Genomic DNA, 26,311 nt, shown 5'->3' with positions numbered 1-26,311 from the left:
TAGGCTGGTCTGGGGTCGGGATTCAGCCTGGAAAACGTTCTGACAACGAGTAACAGTAGCTTTCAACGGGTGAAAACGATCCTCCTTTTTCTGGCAGTAGTAGCGGTGGGCCTGGCAGGCCCGCACACTGCCGATGCGCATGCTATCTGGCTTGAAACCAGCGCGCAGGCAGCCAAAAACAAAGCGCACGAAGTAAAGATTTTCTACGGCGAATACCCGGAAGGCGAACTGGAGCCGACCGCAAAATGGTACTCCGACCTGAAGACGCTGGACGTGTGGGTGAGTGGCCCGGGGCAGCAGCGCACCAAGCTGACGCTGACCGATGCCACTACCCACCTAGTCGGCTCGTTCACGCCCAGCCAGGACGGCGTGTACTACCTCACCACCACGCATACGACCAAGGACCTGGGGGGCACCACCAAATACGCGTTTTCCTCCGTTGCGCCGGTGTTGGTGGGCAAAGCGGCGGTAGTAGCGGCTCCTGCGGCGGCGCTTTTCGTGCTTGTGCAACCCAAAGCCTACAAGGCCAACGACCCGGTGGAAGTGCAGGTGTGGAAAGACGGCAAAGCCTTTCAGGAGGGCAAAGTGGAGCTGATGTCGCCGGAAGGCTGGGTGAAGACCATGAAGACCGACGTTAACGGCAAAGTGACCTTCACGCCGCGCCTGAAAGGCAGCTATGTGCTGGAAGCCTCCGACTACCAGCCGGAAGCCGGGGAGTGGAACCAGCAGAAGTACACGCACTCCTGGCACGGCTCCACCACCCGCATTCTAATCAACTAGGCCCCATGTTCAGCACCTTATTCTTGCTGCTGCTGCTGGCGTTTCAGTTGTGGTACCTGGCTTCGCCCCAAGTGAAGCTGCCGCTGGCTGGCTACCCGGCTTACGTGGCCCGCCGCCCCCGGACGGCCCGCCTTATCGGGGCGGCACTGCTGGCCGTTGCCGCGCTGCTGTTCGGGCGGCAGCTGGGCTGGATGACGGGCCTGAGCGCCTGGCTTGTCGGGCTGATGGGGGTGGGGAGCCTGGTGGTAACCCTGACGCCTTTTCGCTACCTGACCGGGTATTCGCTGCTGCTGTACGCCGTTTTTCTTGGCCTGGAATTGATTTTCTGAAGATGCCCGCCAATACCAAATACCTCACCAAGTCGCCCTGGCTGCGCTTTTCCAAGATTATGGCGGGTACCGTCGGGGGCTATGCGGTGATGCTGAGCCTGCACCTGCTGCTGACAACGATTTTCCCGCGCGAAAACGTGGTAGTCACCGCCTTTTTCACGGGTTATATCCTGTGGGCTTTCCTGCTGCTGTGGGCTTTCATTGCCAGGAACGTCTGGAAAGTGTGGGCGACCTACATCGGCCTGACCCTGCTATTTTCTCTTCCTTATCTGATTCCCTAGCCTCATGGACAACCGGAAGTACAACATCTACTTTCATACCCACACGGTCAGCGGAATCATTGTCTGCGTGCTGCTCTACGTCGTTTTCTTTGCCGGCTCGTTTGCCTTTTTCAAGGATGACATTGCGGCCTGGCAGAAAAACAGCTCGTACGTCGTCAACCGTAAAACCACGCCGCGCGACTTCACTGGCATTCTGGACTCGTTGGGGCGCCACCACCAGCTGAAAGGCCGGAACATCGAGTTTTTCCTGCAGCGGCACGGTACCGGGGCGTACGTCTCTATGCTGGCTTCCAACGACAGCATCGTCAACAAAGAAGGAAAAGCCCGGGCGCTGGCCAGAGCCAAAGCTAACCCCGCCGGCGAGCCTAAAAAGCGCGGCCGAGGGCGCGGCCGGGGCGGCGACGAAGACGTGGCTAGTTTCACCTACGACTTTGCCCACCGGCAGGAAGTGGACTATGAGAAGGACTACGATATGGGCGAATTCCTGTACCGGCTGCACTTTCTGGCGCCGCTGAACGCCATCCGGCTGCCCATCAATCTGGGGGCCCCGTTCGGCTACCTGCTGGCGGGCATCGTCTCGTTCATGTTCCTGTTTGCGCTCATTACCGGCCTGCTGCTGCACTGGAACAAAATCGTCTCCAACTTCTTCACGTTCCGGCCCTGGGCAAAGTGGAAAACCGTGTGGACAGACCTGCACACCGGGCTAGGCATGATCCAGTTTCCGTTTCAGTTCTTGTTTGCCGTTACCGGCATGGTGCTCATTGTAAATTCGGTGCTGCTGGCGCCGTTCACCAAGTTTGCCTACAACGGCGACAGTGAGCAGCTGTACAGTGATTTGCAGACCGCAGACAACACCAAGTACGCGTACACCTACACCCCACTGGCCGCCCCCTTCAACCTCAATCAAGTGGTAGCGCAGGTGGAGCAGAAATGGGCAGACAGCGAAATTACCCGAGTACTTATCCGCAATTACCAGGATGCCAACATGCATGTCGTGGTGCTGGGAGCCCCGCACGCCGAGGCCAGCTTCTCGGGGCTGGGCAAGCTGGTATATCGGGTGCGCGACCAGCAAGTGCTGTCCGAGACGGCGCCAGCAGCGCCCTCGACGTACGTGAGCAAGGTGCGCAGCTTGGTATATCACTTGCACTTCGGGGATTTTGGCGGCCGGCCGTTGCGCGTCATGTACTTTGTGTTGGGCCTGCTGGGCTGCGTAGTTATCCTTTCCGGCATCCTGATCTGGCTGGTGGCCCGCGACAAAAACAGCACTCCGATGCGGGAACGGAAGTTCAACTTTTGGACGGCTAATATCTTCCTGGCCGTTTGCCTGAGTATGCTGCCCGTCACGGCGCTGACGATGATCAGCTTGCTGTTCCTCAAGCAGCCCACGCAGGCGGATATCTACCACTGGTATTTCTACTCCTGGCTGGCATTGGGCATCTACTTCATTGCCCGCCACGATATTGCTTCAACGAACCGGCAGAGCCTTGTGCTGTCGGCGGGGCTGTGTTTCCTGGTGCCGGTGCTAGACGGCGTAGTGCGTGACAACTGGTTCTGGAACACCTTCGCGAAGGGGCAATTTGACATCCTGTTCGTAGATATGCTCTTCTTGGGCTTGTCCATCATTAGTGCCGTAGTGCTGCTGAAGATGAACAGGCGCCAAGAAGTAGCTGTGCTCCAACAGGAGGCTGTGGCTGTCGTAGTTTGAGCAAAAGTTGAACGAAAGGCCATTCGGTGGGCGTACCACTGCTCGCTGACGATACCTAGTTGGGGTCAGAAAGGTACAGTTGTCCAACCAACAGGCGCGCTTGCTCTGCCAATTGGTCACCGATACGGCCCATTTTTCAGCGGGGGGAGAGTACGGCACTTTTCAACTGGATGCCGGCTTCCTCATTGAAGAGAAACGCCAACTCGTCGGGACCATAAACGTGGGGTGTGGGTACAACCAGTGGCTTTTTGCGCCTAAGAATGCGTCAGTTGCCCAACGAAGCCTGAGCGCCAAAGGATTTGACAAGATGACGGAATTGCTTGATGCGTTAAACGCAACAGCTTCCTGAAGGAGCGCTCTTAAACGAGGGCCTTTCAAATCCGCCATCGCAGTAACGCCAAGGAGGGCTATGCAAGAGCACATCGACCTATTGTTCACTCAAACGGTCCGAAATCTCAACGAGGGTTAGTCAAACGCAGGATTGAATAGCTTTTGTCCTTTAAGCGGGGCCAACTGTTCAATCGTCAGGGAGGTCGTGTCTTTTATTAAGACTTCTAACTCAGAAAGGCTGCATTTGAAAATGACCTGCTCTCGCTCATAGGCTTCACTTTGTATGTACTCCTCCTCAATCTCGTCTACATACAGCTTATATCCATCCTTCCATTTCTGAACCGCCACAGAGGACCGATAGGTCACGCCATTCCGGACGAAAGTGAAGCACTTTCCCACTTGTTTGCCCGCTTCAACCCAGCTACGTACTCGCTGCAAATCATGCATAAGAAGTGAAAGGTAACGCTATGCTGCATTCAGCGAAAGGGTGGTTCTAGCGAAAGGAGCGTAATTTTTGCCTTCCAAAAAGCTCGAATGATGTCCGCACCGTTTCGCCTCGTTCTAGATGCCAGTTCCTACAAGCAACTGGTGCTCGCCTTAAGCGAGGATGCCTCGGCCACTTTCCTTCAGCAACCTAGCGACCTTCCGCACCACCAGAAGGAGCTTCTCCTGTCGCGGCACCAAGCCGAGGCCATCCTAGATGCCTTGGAGGACCTGTTGTGCATCAAAGGTATCACCAACGGCGAAATCAATGCCTATGGCATGTGGCTGGAACCCTTAATCAATTTAATAAACGAGCCACTTCAGGACTAGAGGGCTGTTTACGCATAGGGGCTACAAGGTAGACCAGGGTTCATATAGGTGTTACTTTAGTACCATGAGTTCCGCATACAAAGTACTGATTTGTCTACGCGCCACGGGGCACGTGATGAATACCGATGCCAAAACAGTTTTCACGCGGCCATCATCGGAGGAGGTAGAAACGCCTACGCCTTATCGCTACTTTGACTCCTTCGCGGATGCCGAAGAGTTCGCTTGGAAGTTGCACTTGGCCGATCCAAGCCTAGAAATGGTGCTGTATGAGGGCGATGTGTACCTGCAAATGATTCCACCTATGCAGGAGAGGCCAACCGCGAGAGCCCACAGAAACGGGGGTTCTGGAGCCTGTTCAAGTGGTAAACTGCGTTCACGAAAATGGTGGTTCTAGCAGCTACCGGCGCTCTAGTTTCTCGATAGCCTTGAGTACCGCTTCTCGGTTTTTTGCCGCTTTGATAAATTGGGGCAACCGCTCTACCATGGTATTATGGCCCGCGATGTTTCTCTCTCGCAAGTGCGAGGCAACGTACCGCTTGATGTCGTTCAGATGGGACCGGTTATAGGCCCACAACACCTGGCCTTTGACGTCCGCCTGCAACCACAACGGCAAGTTGAAAATCGGGTCTACCCCAGGGCCGGACGCTTGGTACGTCAGCCGGTGGGCTTCGTTTCGGGGCTGGTACGTGCGCGTGACGCCGCAGTGGGGGCACACAACGGCGAGAGTATCCACTTTCTGCCTCGACCGGGGAATCACCGTGGCGACTTCCTTGCCGCAGGTGTCGCAATTCCTTTTAATAGACACGCGGTAGGCCACCGCGTCTGCGGCCCTTTCGGTGTAGGCACAGTGGGAACACGCCAACGTGCTGTTGGGAAGATACCGGAAGTCACGGGCCCTAACATTGGCCGTAATCAATGCGGCGTGTGCACACTTTGGGCATTCGACCAGCATGTCGGCCCAGTACGACTGTTTCCAAGTGGGCGCACCGGTGAAGCGGAGGACAGTTTCTTCCATCACTCTAAGGTAAGAGCGTTCACCTAACCGGTGGTGCTGCAAACCTGTGACTTATCTTTGGATAACCCCTGAATTTACCTTTATGGACGCCCATACGCCACGCCGCCATGAACTGCTGGCTTCGAATATTCTGTTCTTTGGCCTCGCGGTAGCCGTGGTCGATAGCGCATGGAGGATGCGTGCATCGCTTCACCAGCCTGCAACGCTGGGTACGCTTCTATTGGGCTTGTTGCTGTTTGCCGGGTTTGCTTACGCTATTCGCCGCGGTGTGACGCTGGTTAAATGGTTGTTTGTACTCGGTCAAGGTGCCACGGTGCTTTACGCCTTGGCGAACTATCGCACGACCCTACTGCCGTTGCTGCACACCCCGCTATGGACGGCACTGGCCTATGTAGCGTTTTATGGCTCCCGGATCGTGGCCATGTTTGTGCTGCTACCCACTTTGCGCACACACCGCCCGGCTCCACCCACAAATGCCTAGCCTGGCGTTCAATTAAACGGTGATTCTAGCGAAACCAGCTTATTATTGCCCAGCTAGCCCACCCCTAGTTGCGTTCATAGCCCGAAGTATGTGTTCCCTTTCGTTTATTTCCGCTCGAACCTTCCCGTACTGGGGGGGCGCACTGGTCCTGCTAAGCGGCTGCCAAGCCGCTCCCCCCGTCGCGCAACGCTGTCCGTCACACGGGTCGCTGTTTACACCCCGTGATACCTTCGACATCGGTGAATTGACAGACCGCACAGGGTTTTCGTTTGAGGTGGACAGCCTGCGTCTTCCCTTTGCCCACCAGCAGCGCCTACTGCGGGGGGCCTACTTCATTGGCAGCATGCTGGAGGACAGCGCTGCCAGGAATACCTACGGCGGGGGCGCGTTCTACTGTGGTCAGGTTCGTTCGTTGCTGCACAGTTCCCGGGCCAGTTGCCATCACGTAGTGTATGCCGGCGCGGACGAGTTTAACGGCCTGTTCCTGGTCATTGGCTACCCCGACCGGCCGGCTAACCTGTACCTATCTGGGAGTGTGGGCTCCTCCTATACGGAGGGGGGATACTTCCATATGTATGACGTTACCCGAGGGTTCGTGCTCAACGACTCAACAGTGCTGACGAAAACGGAACGCTCCTCTTACGCCTATCGGGGCACGAACCAGGTTTCCTACACTGATTCTATTTCCCGACTCTATCGTATTGACCACCGGGCCTCCCGCTTCGTGCTTCTGCACCTTGACAGCATTCGCACGAACCTGCCGGGTAACTTCTGGCCCGAATAGTTCTTGTTCTCAAGGTGCTTCAGTGCGTATAAGAAGAAACGAATGCAGTTCAGCCAAACGGTAGGACAGCTATTCTCTAGCGGCTCGACTTAACGCAAGTGGACATGTACGTATCTTTTAAGGCAGGTGGCCTTCATTGCCTGTGCCCCCATTTAAGGTATTGACATGCAGGGCCAGGGTTTCTTGTACCTGCTGATGAACCCGCCGGTAGTTCTCCCACACCACCTGCGACAGGACAGCAACACTATCCTCTTCGGCGGTTCCAAAGGTTGCCACCGGGTGCAGCGGAAACCGCTCCGGGGTGGCATCGGCCCGGGAGATGACGCCCTGGAAGAAGGTGCGCCCGGTTTCCACCGTCTGCCCGATAAACTCGCCCTGCTGTAGGCCGATGACGTCTTGCACCCGCACCAGGTTGCGCTCCTGGTAGCTGGTGCTTAGGCTGGCGCTGTGACTGCCGTGGCTGCCGGCCCCGCCCTGGCTTTTGCCGGTACTGGTGCTGTGCATCGGCTTGTCCTCGCGGCCTACGAGCTCGGAGATGAACTTGGCCGTATCGAGCGAGTTGACCTTGCCGAAAAACTGGTTGTTGAGGTTGGAGACCATAACCTTCATCTTGTCAGGCCCATAGGCATCGCTCATTTGCGCCAAATCCTGGGTCATGTAGATGGTGGCCACCTTGTTGCTGCGGGCCGTGGCCGGCAGCAGCTCCAGCCCCGGCACGTACACCGTGGCGGCCTCGTCGAGCAGCACGTAGCTGCGGTGCTTGTGCTGCTGATTCATGAGCTTAATGGCCACGGTGATGATACAGCTGACCACCGGCGAAAAGGTTTCCTTCAGCGTGGGGTCGTTGCCGATGCAGAGTAGCGCGGGCTGCTTCGGGTCGTTCAGGTTAAGCGAGAACCCCTCCCCTTTCTCCTCGTCGGGCGTGAGGACCCACACGATTTCCGGGGAATGGATGCGGTTCAGAATTACCTGCAGCGTGCCCACCACGGCGGCCACCTGCTTCTCGGCCCGCTGCTCGACGGCTGTCACGATGCTGCGCACCATGCCCGCGCACTCGGGGTCGGTTTCCAGCATGGAGAGCACGTGCTTGAAGTCCTTGTGGATGGCTGTGGCTACCACGTGGGGAATGGTGCAGTAGCGGGGGAAGTGCTTTTTATAAAACCAGATGATGCCCGTCAGGTAAGCCACGGCGCTGATGTCGAAGAACTCCATCTTGCGAATGCTGGCCGGGTTGAGGTTGTTGATAATGGCCCGCGCATATTCCTCGGCGAAAGCCACCACCGGCAGGTCCTGGGCCCGCAGCGGGTTCACCCGCTCACTGCGGGTCAGGTCGCGGAAGTTGATCACGTGCAATACTACCGCCGGCTCAGGCTCCCCGCTGGGCAATAGCCGCGGCGGACCCGCCCGGCGCCCGGCCAGCTCCAGGGCCTTCTGCGCTGCTTCGGCCAGCACTGGAAACTTAAAGTCATAGATGAGCCCGGCAAAGTTCTTGGCCGCCAGCTGCTCAATCACCGGTTCACCGATGGAGTAGGTCTTGCCCGCCCCGGCCCCACCGAGTACGAGCACGCCCCGGTAGGGATTGGGTACGTTCACCCATCCCCCCCCTTCCGTAGGCAGGTTAAACCCATCCGGGGTTGCTATTTTCCTGCGCTCCACGCTCAGTCCGAAGTCCGGGTCTTTGGTCAGCGCCCGTAGCAGTCCTACTACGAAGCCACTGGCCAGCACCAGCGCAGCTGCCACCGGGTAGCCCGTCCGGATGAAGCCGGGCCCATACATGGGCATGCTCAGCAGTACGTAGGTACTGAGCACCGACAGCCCGGCGCAGCTGGCTGCCACAATGCGCACGGCCTGGGGCCGCAGGGACTTGCGCCACGCCCGCCCCCCGGGTTTGCGCTGGGGCGCCGGCTGCCCAAACACCAGCCCGATGGCCAGCAGCAGCAGCAGTCCCCGCAGGTAGATACCTGCTGTCTCATAGAACCGGCCCGCTTTTACCAACAGCTTGCCTGTAAACCCCTGCCCGGCGGAGCCTATGCCCCCGCCGGCCCCTCCCCTGCTGACCACCCGGTCGCCGGCCTGAGCGCAAGCCGGTTCAGCAGCCGACTGTCCTGCAGCCGGGGCGCTCTGCTGCCGGCGCCGGGCGTCGGCCCGCTGCTGGTGGACCATGACCATTCGCGCCGCCAGCCGCTGCCTGGGCGTCAAGACGGGCTCCCTGTTCGCCTGACGCTGCGCTGCGCGGGCAACCGCCAACTCGGCTGGGTGCTGTAATATGTACCAGTCGCCAGCCAGCAGTCCCAGCAGCAGCAGTCCCAGCAGCAGCAGTATGGGGTGAATATTGGCTCCGGGCCGGGGTGGTTGACGATGCATACAAGTGATAAGGAAAGGGAACAGAGGGAACCGGATCTACATCTCAAGGTCCAGCTCGGCGCTATGACGCCCTGGTTTCTGGGCCACGTGCTCGGTGCGCTCCTGCTCGGTAGCCTGGCTGCGGCGCACCAGGTGCTGCAGGGCGTGCAGGGCAGTGACAGCCTGGCGCTGGGGAGTGGCCGCCTGCTCCCGGCCGGTCGTGAGCAGCTGCAGGGCGTTGTCGATAGGACGTCCGTCGCGGGCCCGCTCCTCGATCCGGCTCAGCAGGCGGTAAAAGGTCTTGTCAAACTGCCGGCCTACCGCAATGTCCTGCACCCGCCCGGCCGCTAGGCGCTGCTCCCGGGGTACCAGCAGATTAATGCGGGCTACGCGCTCGGCCAGCTTAACCAGGCGGCCGGCGTCGCGGGCGGGGCTTCTTTCCCGGATGTTGGGCCGCAGCTTCTCGTGGGCCTGGGCCACGTAGCCAAACTGCTGCTCAAACTGCCGGCCCGCGGCCGCCTGCCAGCGCATCAAATCAAACCGCTGCCGGCGCCCGCCGGGATTAAGGGTCACTTTCTGTCCTGCGTCGCGGGCACTGACGAGCACGTGCACGTGGGCCTGCAAGCCCGCCCGCTTCTGTCCCGCCTTCGCCATACCAGTTTTAACCTCGGGGTCGGTGCCGCGGTGGGTGCGGTCCTGGTGCAGGATAGCGGCCCATTTGGTATCCTGGCTGCCTAGCTGGCCGCCGCCGGGCCTATACCCGGGAAGTTCTGCGCTTTTATGCGCAGAACTTCCCGGGTATAGGCCCGGAGCTTTTCCGGATCGCTGCCGATATGGCCTAGCTCCTGCTCGCTTGGACTCAGCACCAGCGAGTAGAATTTGGCCTTTGTGGCTCGCAGCCCCTTTACGTTGGAGTCGATAAATTGCCGCAGCTGCGCGGCGCTCAGCTCGTTGGATTCCGCGCTGAAAAACGTAGCTTCCTGCCCCTCCCCTACCGCTTCGTGCTGCAGGTATTGCAGCGTCTGGGCACTACTGCCGGTGTTGGTATAAGCTGCTTTGCCGTGTGTTTTGGGGTTGATTAATTTGACGTACATCCGGAAGTAAAAGGTTTTTACTTGCACATAGTGTGTGCTCTTTCTTGCCTATTGCCCCTGCCCGGTCGCCGCTTCATCCGGCTTGCTGCGCTTACCCAGCCCCGCGTTCTGGGCCGTTTTCAGGGCTTCTTTCACCTGCTTATCCACGGCCTCCTCGTTGCGCGGACGCAGCATCTGCAGGGCCTGCAGCTGGCGTTGCAGCTGTGCCTGGCTGAGCGTTTCCAGCTGCGTGTTGAGGTTGCCCACCAGGATTTCATTCAGGCGCAGCACCCGCTCCAGCGTGATGCGGGTGCGCAGCATCTCCTCCAGCATGGCCGTGAGCAGCGTGCGCTCCTGCTCCTGCATAAACCCAAAGACCCGGTCCCCCAGCTTCTTTATCTGCTGCATGATGAGCTGCCCCTCGCGGGCCTCCGTCTCGCGCGGATCCAGGCCCCGGGTGGCAAAGTATTCCACGGCCGCGCTGGCGTACTCACCCAGGCTGGCGCCGACTGCGGCCGCGGCGGCTTCGGCTTTTCGGTGGGCATTGCGGTCAAGGGTAACCCGCTTGCGTAGCTCCGTGCTCATCGTATCTCTTCCAGTTTAGTTGCCTTGCGGACCATGTTTTCTGTTGTTATTCAGCTACTTACTACCCTTTTGGTCAGTCAATCAGCACTGCTGATTGGTATATGCCTCACTGCCAGGGCGTTAGCTATAGGAGTGCGGTATTCTTCTTGCTGAAGCTATACAACAGTTAGCAAAAAGTTAGTAAAAAGCTAGTACGGAGCCGAGGGTTGTTGTGTTAGCCGTTAGTGCTTTTTTTCCTGATGGCTTTGTGTAAGCGTGCGCTGCGTAGCGATGGCCGGGTACAGCCTTGGCAGCTGGACAAGCGTTCTGCCTGGGCGCCATGCCTGCAGCTTTTCTACCACTGTAGGTGGCATCCCGGGATGATCTGCGAGCTTTGCAGGCCGGCAAAATTCTGCTATTCTATATTTCTGTTGTTACAAGCAGCCCACTGGTTCACCTCTCCGCTTGGCAGCCGTAAGATTCTGTTTTCCTGTAGTTATGCTTTTCTGTTGTTATGGGTTTCTACAGCTCTGTTTTCGTAGCACTGCTGTCCATCTGGCTAGTCTCGCAGCGCCAGCACATTCTGCTTTTATGCATTTCTGTTGTTTGACTGTAGCTTACGCTAGGTACGCCTGTAGATTAACCATTATACAGGAATACAGATCTACAGAAAATTATTTTTACAAATATGTTTTTCTATTATTTAATATTTATGTTTTTCTGTTACTATGCATTTATATATAATAACAGAAAAGTAGTTTTGCTGTACTGCATAATAACATTTATGTTTTTCAGCATAAACGCATTCCTGTATTCTTGCACAACAACAATTCTATTTTCTTGCACTTCTGTATCCCTATATAACAGCACTTCTGTTCTCTTGCGTAACAATACTTCTGCTTTTCTATAATAATAGGGTTCTGCATTTCTGCTTTTCTACTACATTTGGCTCACGGTCCCGCTGGTTCTGGTGACCGGTAACTCCTGACACCCTCAACCCCACACCACGTATGTCCAAGGTTATCAGCTTTGCCACCCAGAAGGGGGGCTCCGGTAAGTCTACCCTGGCCCTTGTGCTCGCCGCCCCGCTGGCGACCGAGTACGGGCTGCGTATCGCCGTGCTCGACTGCGACTACCAGCAGAGCATTGTCAAGACCCGCGAGCAGGTCGACGCGGCCAACTTCGCCAAGCTGCGCGAAACCAACCCCGACGCCCAGTACCCGTATGACGTGTACCCCTGGCAGCTAAGTCGGATTTTTGACTTCATCGACAATCCCGAGCACACCTACGACCTGATTATCATCGACGTGCCGGGCCGGGCCGATGGGGACGACGTGTTCAACGCCCTGACTGCCTGCGACGCGGTAATTGTGCCCCTGGTATCGGATTACCTGGACCGGGCCTCCACGGCCGAGTTCATGACCATCCTGGAGGCCATCAAGAAAGCGGCCGACGACGCGCAGATTGACTTCCAGTACTACGGCCTGCCCACCAAGCGCGTGGCCGGGCAGCGGGAGGAAAAGGAGATGGATGATTACATCGACGGGCTGGGCCTTTCGCGCTTCAACTCCTACCTGGGCCACCGCAAGGCCTACACCCGGGCTTCCACGCTCTACAGCCTGCTCAACCCGGCCTGGGCGCGCTACGCCGGCGGCACCAAGGATACCAGCGACGAAATCCGCCGCGTATGCGAGGAGCTCATCGAGCGCCTGGGCCTGCCCGACCGCCGCGCCACGGCCGCGGCTTCCGTATCTACCGCCTCAACCTCCGCATCGTAATGGGCTTCGAGAAACCACAGATCACCCCGCGCCGCCGCATTGAAGTACCCGAAGAAGCCCGCCAGCAGGCCCGGGCCGGGATGGGAGGGGAGGCCACCCGCACGGCGACTACGCCCCCCGCCCCGGTAGAGCCCATCGCGGCCCCCGCCGCGGTAGTAGCTCCCGCTGCCCCGGCACCAGCTCCTGTGGCCGAACCAGCCCCCGCGCCGGCCGCGGCGGCTCCGGTAGCGTCAGCTGCCGCGCCCATACGCGCCGCTACCCGGGGCCGGAAGCCGGCTGCGGTTGCTGCACCTGCGCCGGAAGCGGACGTGCCGCTGCACACGGTCCAAATCGCTAAATCCGTGGTGCAGGAGATTAAGATGAGCCTGCTGCTGGCCACACCGGGGCCGGACACGCCCACGACCATCAAGAACTACCTGGAAGCCGCCCACCGGCACTACGACGCGCACCTGCGCAAAACCGGCAAGCTGCCGCCCGCCAAGTAGGGCAGGGGCTTTCGGGACGGTATCGAGCAAAAGGCAGCCCCTTGCGGGGCTGCTTTTTGTTTTGGGGCGGTAGGGGAGGGGAGGGGAGGGGAGGGGAGGGGAGGGGAGGGGAGGGGAGGGGAGGGGAGGGGCCACATCCCAAGCCTGGCCTTGGGTAAAGGTTTGGTATAACGGTTAAACCAGCCTGCTGATCATCCGCCCCCAGCAGCAGGCACCGGCTCAGGTCGGCCCGCTCTGGCTGGTGGCATTTTTTACCTACGCGGCCGTGTTGTTGGCGCTGGCTTTGCCACTGGTGGGCGCGCAGTCCAAGCCAATAAGTGAAGTGTTTGCTGTGAGTAGATTATACCTGATCAGGTATAATTATCATTTGATTATGCTACTTTATACCTGCTCAGGTATTAAAACACGCCCACTCGTTGAATTTTCCCCGAGCGGGTATAGGTATGTCCACTTCACTCGCCGTCTTTGTCAAGCAGCACCGCAAGCTGCTGCAGCTGTCCCAGCCCGATCTGGCCGCCAAAGCCGGGGTGGGGCTGCGCTTCGTGCGCGAGCTGGAGCAGGGCAAGGCCACGCTGCGCCTGAACAAGGTCAACCTGGTGCTGCGTCTGTTTGGCCACGAGCTGGCGCCGGCCCCGCTGGACCGCGCGCACCTGCTGAGCCAGCAGTCATGAGAAAAGCCGAAGTATATCGACACGGGCAGCTGGCCGGCATTGACGACAAGGTGGTTACGGGCACGCTCACCCGCCCGGCCCGGGCTAGGCCAGGGCGGCCTGAGAGTCTTTGACTGCCTAAAGCTTTCTGCTCCCGGACCTGCAGGAGTCATTGCACGCGCTGCTGGCGCAGCGGTTCGCGCAGCTGGATCTGGCGTAGGAGCAAAAACGCTGCCGGGCCGGTCAGGCCGTTGGGGCTGCCTGGTCCACCGTTTGGGTTGCCTCGGCCCGCACCACGGCAAACAGCTCTTCCTCTGCTACCTGTAGTACGCGCGCCAGCTGCTGCAGCTCGCCCACGGTGCAGGTGCCCGGGCTGCGCTTGCGCGTGTCGTAGGTACGGGCCGACACGCCCCAGGCTGCAACGATGCGCTTGCGCGTGCCGGCCACTTCCAGCAGCTGGGCCAGGGTACTGACCCGGTGCACGCGCGCGGGGTTGGTCAGGGGCTCAGTGAAGGCAACGGTGGGGGCAGCAGCTTTGGACATTGGCAGAAAGCTAAAAAAGGCACAGCCTGGAGCGCATAAGGTACCTCATTTACGCAGTATCGTGAAAGCGGAGCGCAGCATTGACGGGAAAATTCTTGCTGCCCCTGGCAGTGGCCTGGCGTAGACGCGCCGCCCGAGCGGTAGCCAGAAGGGCGTAAGCGTGCCGGGGCGGCAGGAGGGCGGGCGCCGGGGCCTTCTGCGGCCCGCGCTTCAGTTACGCTACAAACTTCCGCAATCCGGCTACGGGGCGCTGGCCGCAGGACAAGACCTTTGTCCTGTTCACTAACGCATCTCCTTTATGAACCATCATCCGCATCCCGCCGGACAAGCCGGCCCCGCCCCCGCTGCGGGCCCTGTCCCCAAAATCTGGTTTATTACGGGCGCTTCCCGCGGCTTTGGCCGCGTCTGGACGGAGGCTGCCCTGCAGCGCGGCGACAAGGTGGCCGCCACGGCGCGGCAACGGGCCAGCATCGCCGACTTTGTCGACAAATACGGAGCCAATGTACTGACGCTGGAGCTCGACGTGACCAACCCCGAGCAGGTAAAAACGGCCGTGGCCCGGGCGCATGCGCACTTCGGGCGGCTCGACGTCGTGCTCAACAATGCCGGCTACTCCCTGGTGGGCACCATCGAGGAGGCGGGCCTGGCGGACATCCGGGCCCTGTACGAAACGAACGTGCTGGGGGCCGTTTCCGTCATTCAAGCTGCCTTGCCCCTGCTGCGGGCGCAGGGCCATGGCCACATCCTGGGCACTTCCAGCAACCTGGGCCACGTCACGCTGCCGGTCATCGGCACCTACTGCTCCTCGAAGTGGGCCTTCGAAGCCATTCACGAGAGCCTGGCCGCTGAAGTGGCCCCCTTTGGCATCAAGGTCACCATCATCGAGCCCGGGGCCTACGCCACCGAGTTTGGCAGCCCCGAGTCGTTGCGCTTTGCCGCGGGCCTGGACGTGTACACCGACTTCAAGAACGCGTTTTTCGCGGACTTGCGGAATCTGGAACGAGGCGACCCGGCCGCCACCCCGCCGGCCCTCTTCGCCGTGGTCGATGCCGAGCAGCCGCCCCTGCGCCTGTTCCTGGGCAGCCACAACCTGCCCTGGGTGCGCACGGCCTACGCCGAGCGGCTGGCGACCTGGGAAGCCTGGGCAGCCGTGGCCAACGCGGCCCAAAGCCCGGTTGGTTAAACCACCCCGGGCACCGGGTGGTTTAGCGCAGCTACCGGGTGCCCGGCATACTGATTGGAAAACATGAAAAAGCCCGAAAACGCGCCCCTGCGGTTTGCTTCTTTGTCCGACGCGCACCGACACTTTGGCTTGCCGGCTCCGCTACATCCGCTGATTAGCCTCATTCACGGCGTCCACACGCCCGCGGAGAGCGGCGATGCGCACCAGTCGCATGTGCTGAGCTTCTATAAGATATCCTACCGGCCCAGGCTCAGCAGCAAGCTCACCTACGGGCAGGGGTATTATGACTTTGACGAAGGCGGCTTGCTGTTTGCCGCTCCCAGCCAGATTATCGGCAGCACCGAGGAGCAGGAGGTGGGGGCCTGCGGCCAGTACACCCTGTTGATTCACCCGGATTTTCTGGCCAGCTACCCTCTGGCCAAAAAGATGCGGCACTACGGCTTTTTCACCTACGCCACCAACGAGGCGCTGCACGTGTCGGAACAGGAGAAGGAGCTGCTGCTTTCCCTCTTCAAAACGATGGAAGCAGAGCTGACCAGCCGCCTGGACGAATTCAGCCAGGACGTCGTTATTGCCCAGCTTGAGCTGCTGCTCACGTACGCGAACCGCTTCTACAAGCGCCAGTTTCTGACCCGCAAAGCGGTACACAGCGACCTGCTGCAACGGCTGGAAGCCGCCTTGGAGGACTGCTTCCGCAGCGAGGACCTGTCCGGCCGGGGCATCCCCACGGTGCAGTACCTGGCCCAGCGCCTGCACGTATCGCCGAGCTACCTGAGCGATATGCTGCGCGCGCTCACTGGCCAAAGCGCCCAGCAGCACATCCACGACAAACTCATCGAGCAGGCGAAAGAAAAGCTGGCTGCCACGGCCTTGTCGGTAAGCGAGGTGGCTTATGCCCTGGGCTTCGAGCACCCGCAGTCCTTCAGCCGGTTTTTCAAAACCAAGACGGCCCTTTCGCCGCTGGCATTCCGGCAGTCCTTCCAGCGCACCTGAGTCGGACCAGTCCGCAATCGTCTGGCGCCGCTAGCCGGACGCTGCCAGGGAACACGCGTGTCCTTGTCGTCGGTGGGGTGGGACACCCAGATGCCATTTTTAGGCAGCGGCAGCAGGCTTTTGTAGTGTTCGTTCTGCTGCGCGGTGAAGATGCGCCCCTGAAATGCCGGGCTGTCGAGCGTGGCATCCGTGATGCCGCGCCCGTGCAGGTAGCGGCGGTCGGTGAGCTCCTTCTTGACGCCCAGCACTTCGGAAATCAGCCGGGTGCGGCGCTCTTCCTCCGCCTGCCGGGCCTCCGACTCCGGGTCGCCCACGGATAGGCCGCTCAGCCGCGCGGTATCGGGCGGGGTGGCGTACACCCGGGCCGGGGCCGGCGCGCCGTCGAGGTGCTCGCGCAGCTACTGGCACACCTGGCCCAGGTTCAGGCCATGGCCGTCGCCGCCCCGGGTTTTGGCAAAGGCGATGATGGAGACCGCGTCGCGGTCGTCCCCGGTGTTCAAATACACTTGGTGGCCCTCGGCCTTGCGGGTGACTTCCGCTAACTTTATTGGTTTGCAACGCCTGAGCCGCATGCCCTCTTTTGCCAGGAGCTGCGCACCTGCGATGAGCTGGTCCTGCTGACCAGTCCTTAGGGATTCTTTGCCCGCAGGCATAGTAATAAGGCCGCCCAGAAGTCTGGGCGGCCTTTCAGATGAAGGGTAGGGAGTTCAGCTACGCTGGTTTGGTCAATTCCTGCCGCAGGCACTCGCGCAGCTGCGGGTAGGAGTCCGGGCAAATCCGGATGGTGGGCTCCGGGGTGGTGCAGTACACAAACGTGGGGTCAGCCAGGGCAATGGCCCGGGACCAGGCCGATTCGGGAGCTTCGGTGGAAAGGGATAGGCAGGAAATAAATTGTTCTCGAATGAGCCGAATCATCAGCTCCTGCGCGGTAGGGCAGAGGCGGGAGAACCGGCAAGAGGGACTCGCGGACATACGGTAAGACTTCGACGGAAAGGGTTGAAAACGCCCCGCCTGCGGCCATCTGAATGGGGCCGGGCAGGAGAAGAAACAGGCAATCAGCGGCGCAGCCCCTCACGCATGGCGAGTGGGGCCGTGACCGGCGGATTACAGCCAGAAAGGAGCGTTATGCCAGAGAGCCCACGAAGAGGGCGGGCCGCTGCTGGATGGGCAGCGGCTGCCGGTGAGCCCCGCGCAGCCAGTCCGCAGCGAGGTCTGCTGACGAGGGGAATTTATGCAAAGCGGAGGAGTTCAAGGCCAGCATACTCGGCAATCAGGGTGAGGGGCAAAGCTAGCGAAAAGCCTTAAAACATGCCCCTGTTGTACATTAAAGCCATAATTTCTTCCTTGTTGAGCTACGGATTTTGCAACGCTGCCTCTGTTTTTCCGCTACGATTCTCCCCGGAATAGCAGCCCCTTATAGAACCAGTGCTTCCCCTTAAATCTCCGGTCTTCTTAATCCCCTGTCTGCGCATGGAGTCGACAACCAGCAGAGCTGTGAAGCGCGTTAGCGGCGCGAGGTAGGCTACTCCACTTTTACGTAGGCCATCCTGGCCCCGGAAGACCGGGCCTTTGCGCAGCAACAGCGCGCGGCCACTGGCTTATAGAACCGGTTCTGTAATCGGTAGCCCAAGCTGCTTGCACGGCTTCTCTGCGTAGCACCCCAGTTCCCGTGCGCCATTGATGAGCCCATTGCCATGGTGCAGGATGGTACCAATGCGGTGACAGACACAGGCTGGTAAAGTGCCCATAACGGCAACTGTGCGTTTTCCTTATTGGACCGTTTCAGTGAACAACTGGTTAAGCTTCGAGCTCCTTTAGTGAAGAGTCTTCGTGCGTGGTTCACAAAACAACTGCCTTAATTAGGGCTCTCCTTCCAACCCGCACCACCGATGACTTTTCCCTTCACCCATACGAAGGTTTACACCACCGCCCTTACCCACGACCAGCTCGTAACCTTGCTCAGCCGGTTACACCCAACGCGCCAGCACTCGCAGTTCTATCAGGTCGATAACTACTCGGCCGACCTGATTCGCTCGGGCTTTGTTCTGCGCAATGCCTACCCGCGGCAGAACCTGCCGGCAATGCCCACAATTAGAGCAGAGATTACGCAATCCCACCCGGTCACTATTCGCTTAAAGATTACGCCGAACTATTTCTTGATTGCGTTCTTGCTGCTGTTCCCCCTGATTTTCATCCCGTCGGCGTTGTTTTCAGATGACTGGACAATCAATGGCATACACCGAGCACCGGTACTAGCAGAACGGCTCGAGATCCTGTTAACCGGTGGGGGGATTCCCCTGTTGCTGTGTTATGTGGGGGTGATCCTCCCCGTCCAGAAAGCGGAAGACTGGATCGTCAAAAAATTGATGCTTCGCTGAGCAAGCCAACCGACGGCTCGCCCTCGTTCTTGTGTTCCGCCCCTTTGGCTGAACGCGTCTACTCAACGAGAGAGTCCCAAAACTCAATGCGGTTTTGGGGTTGCTGCGGGTTTTCAAAAGTGCTTGGCAGTGTGAAGCGGAACTCGTGGGCGAAGTAGGATGCCAAATCGTTGCCGTAATGGATGACATCTGCTTGGTATACCGAGAACACCGGGTTGCCCGCCACCGCCGGTAGGGCCGGCAAGTAGCGGTGGGAATAAATGGGGAGCAAGGTGGGATAGCGCGGGTAGTGCTGCCGAATGAGCTGCTCTTTGCCTGCGTCGGCGGGAGGGGCTCCCCATTCCGGGCACCAAAACCCGTTGTTCCTAGCGTCAAACAGCAGTCCTTCCAAGGGCCAGGACAACATGCGTTGCAGCTCGTCGGCCACCGCGGTGGAGGTTAACGCCTGGCGCCAGGGCGCAAACTTCGGCGATACGGGCAGGGCGACCTGCAAAAACAGGTGCAGGTCTGGTGGAAAGACCGCGCCGAACTGGTGCGCCAACTGCGCGAATTCGCTTTCGGTTAGCCCGGCTTCGAAGCGCACGCCTTGGGTCGTTAAGAGCGCCACTAGGTGGCGGGCTTGTTGAAGGGTCATCATGGAAAGGTAGCACTAGAAATGCCCCCCAAACGTAGGGGCGTTTACATAAACTAAGACGCTCGTTTCGCTAGAATCACCCTTTCAGTGAACTGTGAGCTACTTATTTATTGCTCAACTCCTTTTGGATGGGTTGGCCTTTTCAAAGAAGGCCATTATCTCATCAACGGACATTGTCGTCACGTCTAACGCCGCTAGTTCCCGTAACGGCTCCTTGTTCTTGTCATAATAACCTGGCCGAAAAGCAATGATGCTTTCCGCACGTTGGCTTACTTCGTAATAGGCCCCGATGCCCTGCTGGTAGCAGGTATAGCCGGCCTCATCCTGTTCCAATGCCGGGTCAGCGGCAAAGAGTGTCAGCGCCTTCTTCTTCGATAAGGGTAGCAATGAGACTGCTCCCAGGAGCACACGGGCCGGGCGGGTGAACTCCAAGGCTTCACACGTTTCGGCGTCGTTGTAGAGGACTAATAGGCCCAATGACGGGTAGTAATCGGTGTCCTCAACCCCACCGCGTAAAAACTGCTGGGGCACCTCGTTCACCTGCGTCCGTATGGCAGTGCGGCTCATACCGAAATGGAAGCCCCCCGCACCAATGTGTGGTATAATGATAAAAGTCATGGAGCAAGATAAGGGCTCCTAATTTTAAACAGGGTAAGTTTAGGGCACGACCGTTTGGGTGAACCAGACGAGGTATCTTTCAGGCACCGCTGCAGGTTGTCTACAACAACGGCACCTCGGGGTTGAAATAGTATGCAAGTCGAAGAAGTAATTGATAAGCTGACCGCCACCTTTCCCATTGCCACGCGGGCCAAGCTACGAGACCAGCATACGCCTTCAGCCTGGTCCCGGTGGTTTACCCTGCCTGTTCCTGGGTATATCGAGGCCTCTACTTATGGGCCTGTCCCCAAGCGGGAGATTGAATGGATCGAACTCGACCCCGTAGAAATATGGCATATTGGACGTCTAGTAGCGCCCAAGCACATTGACCATACCCCCGCTATTTATCAGCAACTGCAAAGTGAAGGCGTTACTATGCAGATGGTCGAGGGACTCATCAGAATAGCGCTATAAGTTTCAAACGCTCCTTTCGCTAGAACGACCGTTTGCGTGAACTAACATTCATCGGACACTCTATCCCTGCATAAGTACCTTTACCTGCTATGCTCCCGTCTGCGTACCCTCGCCCCATGCTCCCTGTCCGATCTTTGCCATATCTCTGTATGTTCGGCATAGCAGCATGTAGCCCTCAGCAAGAGGTTACCTACTACCCCACAGGAGAAGTCGAAAGGCGGGCACTACTGGATGCTGAAGGGGTGTATGATGGAGACGTAACGTCTTACTTTCGAAACGGAAAGGTACAACGTGTACTCCCTTTTCGCCACCATCATATCAATGGCGTAGTCCGATGGTATGACTCATCCGGTGTGCTCTCCCACACCCAAACGTACAAAGACGGTAAAGTTGACGGGGCGCGGAAGGAGTATTATCCCACTGGCAAATTAGAATATGAAGTCACCATGCGAGGTACACGTCGCGTGGACACAGCCTATTATTACTATCCCAACGGTAAGCTCTACCAAGGCATCGTGTATGACAAGCAGGGACGTAAAATTGACTATGCTGTGTATACTCCTCAAGGGCATGTCGACACGCGCTATACCCGCCCACTGGTCCTTAGTGACACCACGCGCGTACGGGCCGGGGAGGATTACACCTTTGAAATTCGATTGGGAAATCGCCACTCGAACGTGGTGACAGTGTCGTTGCGGCCCGTTCCCATTGGCCTAGACAGTATGCCGGGCCGCGTAGCCCGTACCCGCTATCTTATCCGTCGTCCCACTCCCGGCGTGCATGTCGTACAGGGACAAATCTGCGAGGAATGGGCCCGTCGAGGGAGTGACACCATTTGGACCAATTGCTATCCTCTTGAACATACTTTTCGGGTAGTAGAGGACAAACAGTAAATCGCTCCTTTTTCCGAACGACCCTTTTTCTGAACCATTTTAGTACCTTTTGCTATCTTCAGACGGGGTGTCTGGGTGCCATTCCATAGCCGGCTGTAAGCGCCGCTGATGCAGGCTGGAAAATACCTCCACGCCCTCTTCGCTCAAAAAAGTATCTGCTGCACTTACGTCCAGTTGATAGCTGTCCACAAATGCTTCGAAGTGCCAACGGACCAAGTAACCGGCACTGTTCAAGTAGGGCTCTTCGTAGCGGGCAAAGGAGCGAACCAGTTTCGCTTCTGCTTCCGCCAGCGTGAAGGCCCGCACCAGTAGATGGCGCATTTCATATTTCTGCAGCCCGCTCGTTTCGTGTTCAATCTGGATAGCGAATCGCGCCAGCAGGCACCAGAAAGAGGGTTCCGGCGCAAGCTCTCGGGCTTTGAGACCCTCGATGGCGTCGACTGACACGCTCTCAACGACTGATTGGCCCAGTAAAGCGGGGAGCTGATTCAAGGGCAGCTGCAGGACCACGCCGGTGGGCCGCACGCTCGACCCGATGCGCTGATAGGTGTGGCCGTTGAGTAAAGAACGGAGCTGCCGATAGTCCTGCCGGTAGTGGGCAGAAATGGCTTGGCGACGCTCGGCGGGGGCCAGGTGTAGGTAAGGCCGATGACCGGGGTATGCTAGGTGAATTCGCACCTGAGCAATATTTTCCTGCAACACCAGATCCTCTTCCGACAATGACCACTCCGTCAAGTCTATTTTACTGCTCATGGCCACTAATTAAGCGCAATTGCTGAAAGATTAATGCCTAGTTTATCTTTCCGACCCTTTTCCTGAACCCCGGATTAATCATTGAAGTAGCTTCCGTTATAGGAGTCAAGTTGGAAAGCATGCGGTAGTAATCGATTCAGTTTCTGGCTGAAGACATAAAAGGGAGCAAGCTTGTAACCGTAGATCGACACGTGTTTAACGGCTTCCCCTTTGTGAATGAAAAGGGCATACGACATCATATGGGATTGTGCCCCGCGCCTTTCATAGGTAGACTTGAGCCGGGACAGGTAGATGTTATTAAAAGAGGAAAGTAGGTCGTCGTGTTATTGGGGCGTTAGTGCCCGGCTATAATGCCTCCGTTGGCCACCACCTTCCAGAAGAAATACTTTGTCAACCAGCACCGAATCCGCTGTGATCGTGAAAACCTCTTCTTCGCCAAAAGCTGACCCCTCCACTCGCAACAGTGTCACCTTGGCTGGAGGAGATTGGGCCAGGGTAGCTAGTAGCCCGGCTAAGAAAAGGAGTACCGTAAGTAGGTTCAGGGGAAAGGCAAGTAGTGAAACCAGAGGCAGAAATTACGCTCGTTATGCTAAATTGACCGTTTCCCTGGACTTTGGTTAGGACTCATCCTTAGTTTTGCCCCCGCCTTGTTTGTGAATAACCGTAGCTGCTGCTCATGGAACGACCCTTATTCATTTTCGTACCTGCTGAACACCTCGATGAACGCGTGCTGGAGCACGCGACTGTCGTGGACTGGGCCGTAACTCATTTTGATCACCCCAACGTCGTGACGTTGACCCAAGAAGAGGTCTATCTGCTAGATTCCCACAGCCAGGTGCTCACCATCGTTAACGAGGAAAACGACAGCATGCTGCACTGGGGAGAAGATGACTGGGTGATTGAGCGCGATAGGTTAGCACGTATTCAGCACCGGCTAACGCATTACGCCCAGGGCGTAGAGCCCGGCCGGGTGCAGGAGCTTACTCACGATGTGCTCCGCTTGGCCGATATCGCTCTGCGCACGAATAAGTACCTCTACTTCAATTTTTGACCGGCAAGCATGCTAATGGTGAGGCAATTAATTGGACCGTTTCGCTGCACTCCTTCATGCTACCCAACCTGAACACCTTTAAGCCGTGCAGTGGGAGTAACTTGCTTTCTACTTAATTTCCCTAGAAATGGTCACGCAGCTGATGAAATGCCTGCTGGTCGGTTGGGTTTGTGTGGTGCCGCTAGCAGCAGCAGCCCAATATGAGCTCCTGGGCCATGCACAACGCTACCGGCTGGTGTTGCCGCTCCCGGCTTATACCAGCTTAGCCGATACTGCTCTGGGTACGCCGCTGGTCTACCAGCCGGGTCAGGTAGTGACAGTAAAAGGGCTAATCAATGCGCGCTGGTGGGTGCTTAGTGAGTGGGTGGGACACCATGAAGTCAACCGCTATTTTCTGGTCAAGACGCTTGTTGCAAACATAGCTGAACCACCTCAGCCAATGACTAGTTGGCGTGAACTCTACCGTTGATTTACTTATGCTTCCTGGTGAATTTGAAGAGTATCAGTTGCAGCGAGAATTCTTTATTGATATGATTGGTCTTGCGCCCAAAGCGGCACAGTTGCACATAACGAGTGACTCTTGGGATGGACTGCCGTCCCTGTTAGGCACCCGAATGATGGAGCGCGACGGGGAGTGGATCGTGCCACTAAGGCAGGAAAACAAGGACTTTCTAGTACAGCAAGCCCAGGCCGATAACCTGCAAAGCAAGTTTGTGCATTTCTTCCTCTTGCACGAAGGCACTGAAATCGTTGCCTCTTATGATGGAATGTGCACCGTGCTTGTGGATGAGAGCTTTCCGAGTTATCCGCTTCTAAGGAAAAAACATGCCGCCTTCCTTAACCTTATGGAATAATGAAACCATAGGTGAAGCGCTAGCCCAGCTAACACAATACATCAGCAATACCCCGCCCAGTAGGCCAATGCTACCGTTTGGCTGAGCTATCTTTAGCCCATGCTGACGCCCTATTCCTCGCAAGCCTTGTCTGTGCTGTTGGCGTTGTTACCGGACTTGGCTCCTTTAGTTACCCTCGAGCAGGACCATTTTGAACTGACGCAGGTAGCGCCGGCCGGGTGGGAATTGATCGTGTCTTCCGCCGAGGACGAACTCACCGTGTACTTTGCCGACCACCACCGGCACTTTGGCTGGCACGAAGGCGACCCCAGCGACGACGCAACGGCCGCGGCCGAGTACATCCGGTTGCTGCGGGCCGGTGAACTGGTGCTCCTGGTGTGGTACAAGGGGCAGGAAATGGTTTCCTGTTGGCCCATGGAAGCGACGGAGAACCCCGTGCCGCCCACCTGGTTTCAACGCTGGCTGCGTCGCAAACAAACCTATCTGCTTAAGCAATGGGCAGAGTAAGTCATAGTGATAAGGTTCGGTCCACGATTCCGACTATTAGAGTGAACTCGCAAAAAGCCCTGGGACTCCTCAGCAAATTACCTTGCCAGTCTCACCCTTCGATGGAGAAGACAAAGGCCATATGAGCGGTCGCTGGTGCGAGCAAGTCGTCGTTCGCAAACCAATCCAGATGCCAATGCTCCCCAGCCGATAAGTTGGACAGGCTTGTCAGAAACGCACTCAATTTTCGGAACGCTTCAGCATCCCCCGAAAGTGTGAACTCGGCACCCTCTATCTGGGCAGTGACAACACCATTTGAATGACCCACAGGTTCAATGACCACTTGCCGCATGGCCACGGGATGATACGTATTCGGCTGGTGTTTTAGAGGGAATACCCCCCTTGAAAGAGCTTTTAACTGTTTTGTGACGTCGGCAAACTCAGCGCTGGTACCCGAAATATCAATTTCGTACTCCCCTTGACACACGCTGGTGTTGATCGCTATTTCGCACATATCTGGATATCTAATGCAAAGCCTCTTTTCGCTAGAACGACCGTTTCCCTGAACGGAGTTATTCATTGCTAGACCGGGCGCCCCTTTCTAAAAAGGCGTTTGGTTAGCAGCATACTCGAAACGACGAGCACGCTAGGTACGCTCCCCATCAACAGGATCAGGAGCAAGTCGGCGACCTTGAATGCGTGCGTAAAACCAGTCCCTTTCAGCAGTTGAAAGGCACCTTGCAGGAGGTAGTTGGTCACTAGGGCAAGAACGTATGCCGCCCAGCAAAGGAGCACTAATTGCCCTGGGGTAGGGGCTAGATGGTGCTTTCTGGCGGCGCGGGCAGTGCAGGCTACCACTCCAATGATTACCAGCAGCATAGGGTAGCCAGTTAGGTAATACAGCACCGGACTGAGCGCCTGACCCAGCAGCCACAGCAAGACACCACCCAGTATGCCATTGCGAAACAAGAGAAAGGATAAGCACATCGCAGTGGTATCTTAATAGGTGGCGACCAGGACCAAAGTAACTAGTTTATTCTCTCCTTTAGCTTTCCGACCGTTTGGATGAACGGGCCTTATATTGGCCAAGTCAACTGACTAGAGCAGTGCTTACGACTTATTTTGCCTCTGGCAAGAGTTAGAGGTATTGCCCTGATGGAGCTGTTGCCTCCATACTAAGAATCCAATGAGAATAGGGAGAGGATGTATTGCCAGTGTGTTCCTACTCAGCTTAGGTGTAGGCAGTATTAGTTGCCGTGATAAACAACAGGAACGCCGTGTACAGGTGACTTATCCGGATGGGCGTCTGCATGTGCTAGCTACCCTACGAGGGAAACGTCTGCACGGCCGGGCAATCGAGTATAGCCCTACTGGCACTATCGATAATACGTCCCACTGGGTAGAGGGAAAGCGAACAGGCGTAACATCGTACTATTACCCTAGCGGTGCCTTGAAAGACAGTCTTGCGTTCTTGAATGATACGCTGCATGGACTTTCCTTGAGCTACTACCGAAATGGGGTGCTGCAACAGGTAGAACGGTATACCCATGGGGTTCGGACAGGCACAGCCGTAACGTTTGATTCTCTGGGGAAAAGGAAACAGCAGTCCACCTATGACCGGGATGGAAACGGGATTTACGACATTTTCTATAGTCCACCTGGGGAATCTCCGCTTGGCAGCCCGGTTCCTATCACAGAAGCTAAGGATACAATCTGGTGGGGAGAAAAATATGCTGGCTCTGTTCGTTTTGGCTATCCGCTGAAGGGCAACGTGACAATGATCGTAGGCGTCCTGCGAGAAGACCGAAAGGCAGTTGACCGCTGGTCGGTAGTAGACACCTTTCAAGTAGTAGCGCAAAGTCAGGATGGACGCTTTTACTTCTCCTACTACCCGAAGCAGCCAGGACCCAATTCATTTCAGTACAAGTTTATACAGCCCCAGAGTCCGTGGAATGCGACAATCCGTGACTCCTTAACTGTCGACCAACAAACAGTTACGCATTCCTTCTTGGTGAAGAAGCCTCGCAACTGAAAAAACGCTCCTTTTACTAGGACGACCAT

At 57.5% G+C, this 26,311-nt stretch carries 33 protein-coding genes; 20 read left to right on the top strand and 13 right to left on the bottom strand.

Features of this window, described 5'->3' with window-relative positions; translation table 11 throughout:
- The first annotated feature begins 69 nt into the window (after positions 1–69).
- The 4 genes from E5K02_RS24905 to E5K02_RS24890 are packed head-to-tail and all read left to right on the top strand — an operon-like array spanning position 70 to position 3,095.
- Positions 70–780, top strand: coding sequence for a DUF4198 domain-containing protein (locus E5K02_RS24905; RefSeq protein WP_135399196.1), 711 nt, complete (start codon positions 70–72; stop codon positions 778–780).
- Positions 781–785: 5 nt separating this feature from the next.
- Positions 786–1,109, top strand: coding sequence for a hypothetical protein (locus tag E5K02_RS24900; protein WP_135399194.1), 324 nt, complete (start codon positions 786–788; stop codon positions 1,107–1,109).
- Positions 1,110–1,111: 2 nt separating this feature from the next.
- Positions 1,112–1,390 carry a hypothetical protein gene (locus tag E5K02_RS24895; protein WP_135399192.1) on the top strand — a complete coding sequence of 93 codons (279 nt, stop codon included), beginning with the start codon at positions 1,112–1,114 and terminating at the stop codon, positions 1,388–1,390.
- A 4-nt stretch (positions 1,391–1,394) separates the two neighbouring features.
- Positions 1,395–3,095, top strand: coding sequence for a PepSY-associated TM helix domain-containing protein (locus E5K02_RS24890; protein ID WP_135399190.1), 1,701 nt, complete (start codon positions 1,395–1,397; stop codon positions 3,093–3,095).
- A gap of 465 nt (positions 3,096–3,560) precedes the next feature.
- Here the strand turns inward: E5K02_RS24890 and E5K02_RS24880 are convergent, their stop codons facing one another.
- Positions 3,561–3,872, bottom strand: a complete 312-nt coding sequence (locus E5K02_RS24880) for a hypothetical protein (RefSeq protein ID WP_135399186.1) — start codon at positions 3,870–3,872, stop codon at positions 3,561–3,563.
- 87 nt (positions 3,873–3,959) lie between these two features.
- On the opposite strand from E5K02_RS24880, the gene E5K02_RS24875 reads away from it, so the two are divergent.
- A complete protein-coding gene (locus E5K02_RS24875) occupies positions 3,960–4,238 on the top strand; it encodes a hypothetical protein (protein ID WP_135399184.1) in 279 nt (92 codons plus the stop codon).
- 397 nt (positions 4,239–4,635) lie between these two features.
- On the opposite strand, the gene E5K02_RS24870 is transcribed toward E5K02_RS24875, so the two are convergent.
- A complete protein-coding gene (locus tag E5K02_RS24870) occupies positions 4,636–5,253 on the bottom strand; it encodes a hypothetical protein (RefSeq protein WP_135399183.1) in 618 nt (205 codons plus the stop codon).
- An 82-nt stretch (positions 5,254–5,335) separates the two neighbouring features.
- Between E5K02_RS24870 and E5K02_RS24865 the strand changes: the two genes are divergently transcribed.
- Complete coding sequence (locus tag E5K02_RS24865) at positions 5,336–5,734, top strand: hypothetical protein (protein WP_135399181.1); 399 nt, start codon at positions 5,336–5,338, stop codon at positions 5,732–5,734.
- Positions 5,735–5,978: 244 nt separating this feature from the next.
- Positions 5,979–6,518, top strand: a complete 540-nt coding sequence (locus E5K02_RS24860; RefSeq protein WP_135399179.1) for a hypothetical protein — start codon at positions 5,979–5,981, stop codon at positions 6,516–6,518.
- Between the two features lie 117 nt (positions 6,519–6,635).
- Here E5K02_RS24860 and E5K02_RS24855 read toward each other — a convergent pair whose 3' ends face one another.
- Genes E5K02_RS24855 through E5K02_RS24840 form a run of 4 tightly spaced genes read right to left on the bottom strand, consistent with a single transcriptional unit; the run spans position 6,636 to position 10,519 of the window.
- Positions 6,636–8,882: a type IV secretory system conjugative DNA transfer family protein gene (locus E5K02_RS24855; protein WP_135399177.1), complete on the bottom strand. Its 2,247-nt coding sequence runs from the start codon at positions 8,880–8,882 to the stop codon at positions 6,636–6,638.
- Between the two features lie 36 nt (positions 8,883–8,918).
- Entirely contained in the window at positions 8,919–9,566 is a 648-nt protein-coding gene (locus E5K02_RS26120; RefSeq protein ID WP_262709888.1) for a DUF5712 family protein, read from the bottom strand.
- A gap of 29 nt (positions 9,567–9,595) precedes the next feature.
- A complete protein-coding gene (locus E5K02_RS26115) occupies positions 9,596–9,955 on the bottom strand; it encodes a DUF5712 family protein (protein ID WP_206026019.1) in 360 nt (119 codons plus the stop codon).
- Between the two features lie 48 nt (positions 9,956–10,003).
- Complete coding sequence (locus E5K02_RS24840; RefSeq protein WP_135399173.1) at positions 10,004–10,519, bottom strand: BfmA/BtgA family mobilization protein; 516 nt, start codon at positions 10,517–10,519, stop codon at positions 10,004–10,006.
- Positions 10,520–11,508: 989 nt separating this feature from the next.
- On the opposite strand from E5K02_RS24840, the gene E5K02_RS24835 reads away from it, so the two are divergent.
- From E5K02_RS24835 to E5K02_RS24825, 3 genes are all read left to right on the top strand, one after another.
- Positions 11,509–12,276, top strand: coding sequence for a ParA family protein (locus E5K02_RS24835; protein WP_135399171.1), 768 nt, complete (start codon positions 11,509–11,511; stop codon positions 12,274–12,276).
- Positions 12,276–12,761: a hypothetical protein gene (locus E5K02_RS25825; RefSeq protein ID WP_206026018.1), complete on the top strand. Its 486-nt coding sequence runs from the start codon at positions 12,276–12,278 to the stop codon at positions 12,759–12,761. Before E5K02_RS24835 ends, E5K02_RS25825 begins: the two co-directional genes overlap by 1 nt.
- 443 nt (positions 12,762–13,204) lie before the next feature.
- Positions 13,205–13,432: a type II toxin-antitoxin system Y4mF family antitoxin gene (locus tag E5K02_RS24825; RefSeq protein WP_135399169.1), complete on the top strand. Its 228-nt coding sequence runs from the start codon at positions 13,205–13,207 to the stop codon at positions 13,430–13,432.
- Positions 13,433–13,654: 222 nt separating this feature from the next.
- Here the strand turns inward: E5K02_RS24825 and E5K02_RS24820 are convergent, their stop codons facing one another.
- Positions 13,655–13,954, bottom strand: coding sequence for a hypothetical protein (locus E5K02_RS24820; RefSeq protein WP_135399167.1), 300 nt, complete (start codon positions 13,952–13,954; stop codon positions 13,655–13,657).
- A 298-nt stretch (positions 13,955–14,252) separates the two neighbouring features.
- Here E5K02_RS24820 and E5K02_RS24815 point away from each other — a divergent pair, with 298 nt between their 5' ends.
- Both E5K02_RS24815 and E5K02_RS24810 read left to right on the top strand, forming a co-directional pair.
- Positions 14,253–15,137 (top strand): SDR family NAD(P)-dependent oxidoreductase, encoded by an 885-nt coding sequence (locus E5K02_RS24815; protein ID WP_135399165.1) that lies wholly within the window; start codon positions 14,253–14,255, stop codon positions 15,135–15,137.
- A gap of 63 nt (positions 15,138–15,200) precedes the next feature.
- Positions 15,201–16,130 (top strand): helix-turn-helix domain-containing protein, encoded by a 930-nt coding sequence (locus E5K02_RS24810; RefSeq protein ID WP_135399163.1) that lies wholly within the window; start codon positions 15,201–15,203, stop codon positions 16,128–16,130.
- Here E5K02_RS24810 and E5K02_RS24805 read toward each other — a convergent pair.
- Entirely contained in the window at positions 16,028–16,489 is a 462-nt protein-coding gene (locus E5K02_RS24805) for a hypothetical protein (protein ID WP_135399161.1), read from the bottom strand. The two genes, E5K02_RS24810 and E5K02_RS24805, sit on opposite strands and share 103 nt — an antisense overlap.
- 352 nt (positions 16,490–16,841) lie before the next feature.
- Positions 16,842–17,102 carry a hypothetical protein gene (locus tag E5K02_RS24800; protein ID WP_135399159.1) on the bottom strand — a complete coding sequence of 87 codons (261 nt, stop codon included), beginning with the start codon at positions 17,100–17,102 and terminating at the stop codon, positions 16,842–16,844.
- Between the two features lie 917 nt (positions 17,103–18,019).
- On the opposite strand from E5K02_RS24800, the gene E5K02_RS24795 reads away from it, so the two are divergent.
- Complete coding sequence (locus E5K02_RS24795; RefSeq protein WP_135399157.1) at positions 18,020–18,508, top strand: hypothetical protein; 489 nt, start codon at positions 18,020–18,022, stop codon at positions 18,506–18,508.
- Between the two features lie 58 nt (positions 18,509–18,566).
- Here E5K02_RS24795 and E5K02_RS24790 read toward each other — a convergent pair whose 3' ends face one another.
- Both E5K02_RS24790 and E5K02_RS24785 read right to left on the bottom strand, forming a co-directional pair.
- Complete coding sequence (locus E5K02_RS24790; RefSeq protein WP_135399155.1) at positions 18,567–19,145, bottom strand: hypothetical protein; 579 nt, start codon at positions 19,143–19,145, stop codon at positions 18,567–18,569.
- A gap of 111 nt (positions 19,146–19,256) precedes the next feature.
- The gene (locus E5K02_RS24785; protein WP_135399153.1) at positions 19,257–19,760 is read right to left on the bottom strand and encodes a hypothetical protein; all 504 of its coding nucleotides are present in this window, start codon (positions 19,758–19,760) and stop codon (positions 19,257–19,259) included.
- A gap of 132 nt (positions 19,761–19,892) precedes the next feature.
- Here E5K02_RS24785 and E5K02_RS25745 point away from each other — a divergent pair, with 132 nt between their 5' ends.
- Both E5K02_RS25745 and E5K02_RS26295 read left to right on the top strand, forming a co-directional pair.
- On the top strand, positions 19,893–20,213 hold the full coding sequence (locus E5K02_RS25745) for a DUF6678 family protein (protein ID WP_167856585.1): 321 nt from the start codon (positions 19,893–19,895) through the stop codon (positions 20,211–20,213).
- Positions 20,214–20,302: 89 nt separating this feature from the next.
- Entirely contained in the window at positions 20,303–21,106 is an 804-nt protein-coding gene (locus E5K02_RS26295; RefSeq protein ID WP_135399151.1) for a toxin-antitoxin system YwqK family antitoxin, read from the top strand.
- A 39-nt stretch (positions 21,107–21,145) separates the two neighbouring features.
- Here E5K02_RS26295 and E5K02_RS24775 read toward each other — a convergent pair whose 3' ends face one another.
- A complete protein-coding gene (locus tag E5K02_RS24775) occupies positions 21,146–21,859 on the bottom strand; it encodes a DUF4288 domain-containing protein (RefSeq protein ID WP_135399149.1) in 714 nt (237 codons plus the stop codon).
- A 787-nt stretch (positions 21,860–22,646) separates the two neighbouring features.
- On the opposite strand from E5K02_RS24775, the gene E5K02_RS24770 reads away from it, so the two are divergent.
- From E5K02_RS24770 to E5K02_RS24755, 4 genes are all read left to right on the top strand, one after another.
- On the top strand, positions 22,647–22,910 hold the full coding sequence (locus E5K02_RS24770; RefSeq protein WP_135399147.1) for a hypothetical protein: 264 nt from the start codon (positions 22,647–22,649) through the stop codon (positions 22,908–22,910).
- A gap of 127 nt (positions 22,911–23,037) precedes the next feature.
- Complete coding sequence (locus tag E5K02_RS24765; protein WP_135399145.1) at positions 23,038–23,379, top strand: hypothetical protein; 342 nt, start codon at positions 23,038–23,040, stop codon at positions 23,377–23,379.
- On the top strand, positions 23,363–23,764 hold the full coding sequence (locus E5K02_RS24760) for a hypothetical protein (protein WP_135399143.1): 402 nt from the start codon (positions 23,363–23,365) through the stop codon (positions 23,762–23,764). Before E5K02_RS24765 ends, E5K02_RS24760 begins: the two co-directional genes overlap by 17 nt.
- A gap of 99 nt (positions 23,765–23,863) precedes the next feature.
- A complete protein-coding gene (locus E5K02_RS24755) occupies positions 23,864–24,271 on the top strand; it encodes a hypothetical protein (RefSeq protein ID WP_135399141.1) in 408 nt (135 codons plus the stop codon).
- A gap of 91 nt (positions 24,272–24,362) precedes the next feature.
- Here E5K02_RS24755 and E5K02_RS24750 read toward each other — a convergent pair whose 3' ends face one another.
- Positions 24,363–24,830 (bottom strand): Imm32 family immunity protein, encoded by a 468-nt coding sequence (locus E5K02_RS24750; RefSeq protein ID WP_135399139.1) that lies wholly within the window; start codon positions 24,828–24,830, stop codon positions 24,363–24,365.
- 870 nt (positions 24,831–25,700) lie between these two features.
- Here E5K02_RS24750 and E5K02_RS24745 point away from each other — a divergent pair.
- Positions 25,701–26,282 carry a toxin-antitoxin system YwqK family antitoxin gene (locus E5K02_RS24745; protein WP_167856583.1) on the top strand — a complete coding sequence of 194 codons (582 nt, stop codon included), beginning with the start codon at positions 25,701–25,703 and terminating at the stop codon, positions 26,280–26,282.
- Positions 26,283–26,311: the final 29 nt, after the last annotated feature.

It is taken from the genome of Hymenobacter metallicola (genome assembly GCF_004745645.1).
Classification (GTDB): domain Bacteria; phylum Bacteroidota; class Bacteroidia; order Cytophagales; family Hymenobacteraceae; genus Hymenobacter; species Hymenobacter metallicola.
The sequence above is the reverse complement of the archived record's forward strand: the minus strand, read 5'-3'. Positions and strand labels throughout refer to the sequence as shown.

Excerpts from the sequence above, each read along its gene's own strand:
- E5K02_RS24865 (WP_135399181.1), top strand. The coding sequence starts at position 5,336 with ATGGACGCCCATACGCCACGCCGCCATGAACTGCTGGCTTCGAATATT.
- E5K02_RS24765 (WP_135399145.1), top strand. The coding sequence starts at position 23,038 with ATGGTCACGCAGCTGATGAAATGCCTGCTGGTCGGTTGGGTTTGTGTG.
- E5K02_RS24775 (WP_135399149.1), bottom strand. The coding sequence starts at position 21,859 with ATGAGCAGTAAAATAGACTTGACGGAGTGGTCATTGTCGGAAGAGGAT.
- E5K02_RS26295 (WP_135399151.1), top strand. The coding sequence starts at position 20,303 with ATGCTCCCGTCTGCGTACCCTCGCCCCATGCTCCCTGTCCGATCTTTG.
- E5K02_RS24820 (WP_135399167.1), bottom strand. The coding sequence starts at position 13,954 with ATGTCCAAAGCTGCTGCCCCCACCGTTGCCTTCACTGAGCCCCTGACC.
- E5K02_RS24840 (WP_135399173.1), bottom strand. The coding sequence starts at position 10,519 with ATGAGCACGGAGCTACGCAAGCGGGTTACCCTTGACCGCAATGCCCAC.
- E5K02_RS24900 (WP_135399194.1), top strand. The coding sequence starts at position 786 with ATGTTCAGCACCTTATTCTTGCTGCTGCTGCTGGCGTTTCAGTTGTGG.
- E5K02_RS24800 (WP_135399159.1), bottom strand. The coding sequence starts at position 17,102 with ATGTCCGCGAGTCCCTCTTGCCGGTTCTCCCGCCTCTGCCCTACCGCG.
- E5K02_RS24795 (WP_135399157.1), top strand. The coding sequence starts at position 18,020 with ATGACTTTTCCCTTCACCCATACGAAGGTTTACACCACCGCCCTTACC.
- E5K02_RS25745 (WP_167856585.1), top strand. The coding sequence starts at position 19,893 with ATGCAAGTCGAAGAAGTAATTGATAAGCTGACCGCCACCTTTCCCATT.
- E5K02_RS24870 (WP_135399183.1), bottom strand. The coding sequence starts at position 5,253 with ATGGAAGAAACTGTCCTCCGCTTCACCGGTGCGCCCACTTGGAAACAG.
- E5K02_RS24855 (WP_135399177.1), bottom strand. The coding sequence starts at position 8,882 with ATGCATCGTCAACCACCCCGGCCCGGAGCCAATATTCACCCCATACTG.
- E5K02_RS24875 (WP_135399184.1), top strand. The coding sequence starts at position 3,960 with ATGATGTCCGCACCGTTTCGCCTCGTTCTAGATGCCAGTTCCTACAAG.
- E5K02_RS25825 (WP_206026018.1), top strand. The coding sequence starts at position 12,276 with ATGGGCTTCGAGAAACCACAGATCACCCCGCGCCGCCGCATTGAAGTA.
- E5K02_RS24750 (WP_135399139.1), bottom strand. The coding sequence starts at position 24,830 with ATGAATAACTCCGTTCAGGGAAACGGTCGTTCTAGCGAAAAGAGGCTT.
- E5K02_RS24790 (WP_135399155.1), bottom strand. The coding sequence starts at position 19,145 with ATGATGACCCTTCAACAAGCCCGCCACCTAGTGGCGCTCTTAACGACC.
- E5K02_RS24825 (WP_135399169.1), top strand. The coding sequence starts at position 13,205 with ATGTCCACTTCACTCGCCGTCTTTGTCAAGCAGCACCGCAAGCTGCTG.
- E5K02_RS24880 (WP_135399186.1), bottom strand. The coding sequence starts at position 3,872 with ATGCATGATTTGCAGCGAGTACGTAGCTGGGTTGAAGCGGGCAAACAA.
- E5K02_RS26115 (WP_206026019.1), bottom strand. The coding sequence starts at position 9,955 with ATGTACGTCAAATTAATCAACCCCAAAACACACGGCAAAGCAGCTTAT.
- E5K02_RS24755 (WP_135399141.1), top strand. The coding sequence starts at position 23,864 with ATGCTGACGCCCTATTCCTCGCAAGCCTTGTCTGTGCTGTTGGCGTTG.
- E5K02_RS24835 (WP_135399171.1), top strand. The coding sequence starts at position 11,509 with ATGTCCAAGGTTATCAGCTTTGCCACCCAGAAGGGGGGCTCCGGTAAG.
- E5K02_RS24785 (WP_135399153.1), bottom strand. The coding sequence starts at position 19,760 with ATGACTTTTATCATTATACCACACATTGGTGCGGGGGGCTTCCATTTC.
- E5K02_RS24895 (WP_135399192.1), top strand. The coding sequence starts at position 1,112 with ATGCCCGCCAATACCAAATACCTCACCAAGTCGCCCTGGCTGCGCTTT.
- E5K02_RS24815 (WP_135399165.1), top strand. The coding sequence starts at position 14,253 with ATGAACCATCATCCGCATCCCGCCGGACAAGCCGGCCCCGCCCCCGCT.
- E5K02_RS24890 (WP_135399190.1), top strand. The coding sequence starts at position 1,395 with ATGGACAACCGGAAGTACAACATCTACTTTCATACCCACACGGTCAGC.
- E5K02_RS24810 (WP_135399163.1), top strand. The coding sequence starts at position 15,201 with ATGAAAAAGCCCGAAAACGCGCCCCTGCGGTTTGCTTCTTTGTCCGAC.